Origin of the sequence: Kitasatospora sp. NPDC007106 (assembly GCF_040634455.1) — a bacterium.
Lineage (GTDB): Bacteria > Actinomycetota > Actinomycetes > Streptomycetales > Streptomycetaceae > Kitasatospora > Kitasatospora arboriphila.
The window spans coordinates 1-3,754 of the sequence record NZ_JBEYFP010000594.1 but is presented as its reverse complement, the minus strand read 5'-3'; the positions used below and the strand labels follow the sequence as shown (position 1 = coordinate 3,754).

The window sequence follows — 3,754 nt, the reverse complement described above, 5'->3', positions numbered from 1 at the left end:
GGCTGCGCGGCCGCGCCGCCGAGGGCCGTCCGGGCGCGGCCGCCGTCCTGGCGCTGGCCGACCGCCTCACCCGCTGAAGGCCCGCACCCGTCCCCGCACGCCTCACCCCCGTACGCCTCACCCCCGTACGCCTCACCCCCGCACGCTTCACCCCCACCCGAGGAGCCATCAGATGGCACAGCTGTCCGTCGTCGACGACACCCTGATCGTCGAGGTCGAAGGACTCGACAAGCTCTGGGCGCTGAAGAGCCGTCTGGAGATCCCGCTGGCGAACGTCCGCGGCGCCACCGCCGACCCCGGCATCGTCCACGAGTCCAAGGGCATCAGGATGGGCGGCACCCACCTGCCCGGCGTGATAACCGCCGGGACCTTCCGCTCCCAGGGCGAGTGGGTGTTCTGGGACGTGCACAACCCGGCCGGGGCCGTCGTCGTGGAACTCGCCGACGAGCGCTACAGCCGCCTGGTCGTCGAGGTCGCCGACCCGCGCGCCGCCGTCGCCCTGGTCGAGGCCGCGATGCGTGCCCACGCCGCCGCCCGCCCCGGTTCGGTCTGACCGCCACCTGCCGGGCCCGGCACGCCCGGTGCGGTGCCCCCCGACGGGCGATGGCTAGGGTGGGCCCGTCCGACCGGCCCGCACCTCCGGAGCGTCCGTGCTTCATCTGCGCCTGATCGTTCCCGCCGACCTGCGCGACCAGGTCCTGCAGACCCTCGACGACTGCGTTGGTGCCACCCACGTGGTGCTCCTGCCCGATTCGGCCGTCCGACCCGCGGGCGACGTGGTGCTCTGCGACGTCGCCCGCGAGGCCGCCGACGAACTGCTCGGCGCGCTGCGCACCCTCGGGTTGGCGGACCGCGGCGCGATCAACGTCGAGGAGGTCGCCCTGACGATCTCCGCCGCCGCCGACCGGGCGGAGGAGGAGGCGCCCGGCGAGGGCGCCGACGCCCTGGTCTGGGAGTCGGTCTCCGAGATCACCCACGAGGAGTCCACCCTCACCGTCGTCTATCTGGCCTTCCTCACGGTGGCCACGATGCTCGCGGCCTGCGGGGCCGTGCTGGACAGCGCGATCCTGGTCGTCGGCGCGATGGCGGTCGGGCCGGAGTTCGGCCCGCTGGCCGGCCTGTGCGTGGCGCTCGTCCAGCGCCGCGGGCGGCCGGCCCTGCGGTCGCTCAACGCCCTGCTCGTCGGGTTCGCGGTGGCCATGGTGCTCACCGTCGGCTTCTGCTTCCTGATGGACCAGTGGGGGCTGTTCACCAAGGAGATGTTCGAGGCCAACAGGCCGAACACCTCGTTCATCTGGAAGCCGGACGCCACCTCCTTCGTCGTGGCGCTGCTGGCCGGTGTCGCCGGGCTGCTCTCGCTCACCTCGGCGAAGGCCGGGGCGATGGTCGGGGTCGCCATCTCGGTGACCACCGTGCCGGCCGCCGCCAATGCCGCCGCCGCGGTGGCCTACGGCGACTACGCGCAGGGCCGGGGCTCGGCCGTGCAGCTCCTGCTGAACATGCTGGGGATCGTCGTCGCGGGCGTCGCCACCCTGGTGGTGCAGAACGTCGCCTGGAAGGTCGTGCGGGCCCGCGGCCGAGCCGCCGCCCGGGCCGTCAGACGGTGATCCCGTCGTCGTCCGCGGTCGCCGCCCGGCGGCGGGACGCGGACGGAGCCGGAGCGGCCGGGGCCGTGGGCACGGTCGGGCCGCCGTCCCCGGGCACCCGGGCGACCGCCCGCCACCACAGGGTCGGCGCCGGCGGGTCGGCCGGCTCGAACGGCGCACCCGGCCGCGGCACGGCGAACCGCACGCCCAGCGCCTGCGCCGCCGTCACCGTCCGCTCGGCCGGCTCCTCCCACGGGTGCGGCGCCAGGTTGAAGGTGCACCAGTGGATCGGCAGCATCAGCCCGCCGTCCAGGTCCAGGTGCGCCCGCACGCCTTCCTCGGGCGTCATGTGCACCTCGGGCCAGAAGTCGCTGTACGCGCCGATCTGCACCATCGTCGCGTCGAACGGTCCGAGCCGGCCGCCGATATCGGCGAAGCCGGGGAAGTAGCCGGTGTCCCCGCTGTGGAACAGCCGGTGCTCGGAGCCGGCCACCACCCAGGACGCCCAGAGCGCGTACGGGTGGGTGCGCGGCCCGCGGCTGCAGTAGTGCCGGGCCGGCGTGGCGGTCAGGGTCAGCCCCGCCACCTCGGCCGACTCCCACCAGTCGAGCTCCACGATCCGCTCCGGCGGCACGCCCCAGTGCTCCAGGTGCGCACCCACCCCGAGCGGGACGGCGAACACCGCGCCGCTCGCGTCCAGCGCCTTGATCGTCGGCATGTCGAGGTGGTCGTAGTGGTCGTGCGAGACCACCACCACGTCCACCGGGCCGAGTTCGGCGAGGCCGATCGGCATCGGGTGGAGCCGCTTGGGGCCCGTCCAGGAGAACGGCGAGCAGCGCTCACCCCAGACCGGGTCGAACAGCACCCGGCGGCCGTCCAGCTCGGCGAGCACGGTGGCGTGGCAGAGCCAGGTCAGCCGCAGCCCGGAGACGGGCGGCGCGGCCAGGTCGATCGGGCGCAGCAGGTGCAGCGGGACGGGGGCGGCCGGCAGCCGGCGGGCCCGATCGCCGGTGAGCTGGGCCCGGCTGACCGACAGAGGCGACGCGCCGTCGACGAGCCGCCTGGTCGGGACGGGGTTCTGGAAGGCCCCGTCGCGGAACTGCGGCGAACGCCGGACGCGCTCCAGCCGCTCGCCCGTCGGATCGGCCCCGAAGGCGTCCGTCCGGATCCGGTGCCAGGTGCGGCGCGGCAGTCGTCCGATGCCTCCGCCGTCGGTGAACGAGGTGCCGAACTGTGCGGCGAGGGCGGCTGCGCGGGAGATCCAGGGGACGGAGCTGGGCACGGCACCTCCACGTCGGGACATCCGTACGGCGGTGGCCGTCCGGCGTCCGCGGTCGCGAAAGCCGGCAGGCCGGACGCGTACGGGTGGGGCCGCTGGGGCTCCGCTGCCGTACGACGACCGTCGAAACCGGACACTACCCCTCCTGGCCCGTGCGGGCCCGGCCGAAACATGATCGGGCGAGCCGTTCGGCGGACCCGCCGGCCGGGCCCCGGACACGCCGGGACGGCCCCGCCGCCCGGCGGGGCCGTCCGGGTGCGGAGGATCAGGCCGCGTAGAAGCGGGTGATCGTCTCGGCGACGCAGTGCGGCTTGGGGCTGCCCTCACTGGTGATGGTGAACCGCACCAGCGCCTGCACCCCGCCGGGGACCTCGTCGGCGGAGAGCAGCTCGGCGGTGGCCCGCACCGCCGTGCCGACCGGCACCGGCGACGGGAAGCGGACCTTCTCCGAGCCGTAGTTGAGCGCCATCTTGATGCCCTCGACGCCGTAGCACTCCTTCGCCAGCACCGGGATCAGCGACAGCGTGAGGTAGCCGTGCGCGATCGTCCCGCCGAACGGGCTCTCCTTGGCGCGCGCCGGGTCGACGTGGATCCACTGGTGGTCGCCGGTGGCCTCGGCGAACAGGTTCACCTGCTCCTGGCCGATGGTGTGCCACTCACTCGTGCCGAGCTCGGTGCCGACCGCGGCTTTCAGGTCGGCCAGCGAGGCGAAGGTCGTCAAGGTGCGCTCCAGGTGGGGTCGGGCTCCGGTCCCCACGGCTGCGTCCGGCGGGGACAGTCGGAGAGTATGCCTACCGACCGGTCACTTGTCAGCGGGGGCCGGGCGCGCCGCGGCGGTGGCACCGACCGCGCGCAGCCGCCGCCCGCCCACCAGCTCCGGGGTCAGCGC

General features: G+C 74.7%; 4 protein-coding genes. 2 read left to right on the top strand and 2 right to left on the bottom strand.

Annotated features, from left to right (window positions below):
* The first annotated feature begins 172 nt into the window (after nt 1-172).
* Both ABZ641_RS29035 and ABZ641_RS29030 read left to right on the top strand, forming a co-directional pair.
* Entirely contained in the window at nt 173-553 is a 381-nt protein-coding gene (locus ABZ641_RS29035) for a hypothetical protein (RefSeq protein WP_344625496.1), read from the top strand.
* Between the two features lie 97 nt (nt 554-650).
* Nucleotides 651-1,607 (top strand): DUF389 domain-containing protein, encoded by a 957-nt coding sequence (locus ABZ641_RS29030; RefSeq protein WP_344625495.1) that lies wholly within the window; start codon nt 651-653, stop codon nt 1,605-1,607.
* Here ABZ641_RS29030 and ABZ641_RS29025 read toward each other — a convergent pair.
* Together ABZ641_RS29025 and ABZ641_RS29020 are read right to left on the bottom strand one after the other, a co-directional pair.
* Complete coding sequence (locus ABZ641_RS29025) at nt 1,597-2,787, bottom strand: MBL fold metallo-hydrolase (protein ID WP_344625499.1); 1,191 nt, start codon at nt 2,785-2,787, stop codon at nt 1,597-1,599. The genes ABZ641_RS29030 and ABZ641_RS29025 overlap by 11 nt on opposite strands.
* Before the next feature lie 343 nt (nt 2,788-3,130).
* Nucleotides 3,131-3,586, bottom strand: coding sequence for a MaoC family dehydratase (locus ABZ641_RS29020; protein WP_344625494.1), 456 nt, complete (start codon nt 3,584-3,586; stop codon nt 3,131-3,133).
* Nucleotides 3,587-3,754 lie beyond the last annotated feature (168 nt).

Excerpts from the sequence above, each read along its gene's own strand:
- ABZ641_RS29035 (WP_344625496.1), top strand. The coding sequence starts at position 173 with ATGGCACAGCTGTCCGTCGTCGACGACACCCTGATCGTCGAGGTCGAA.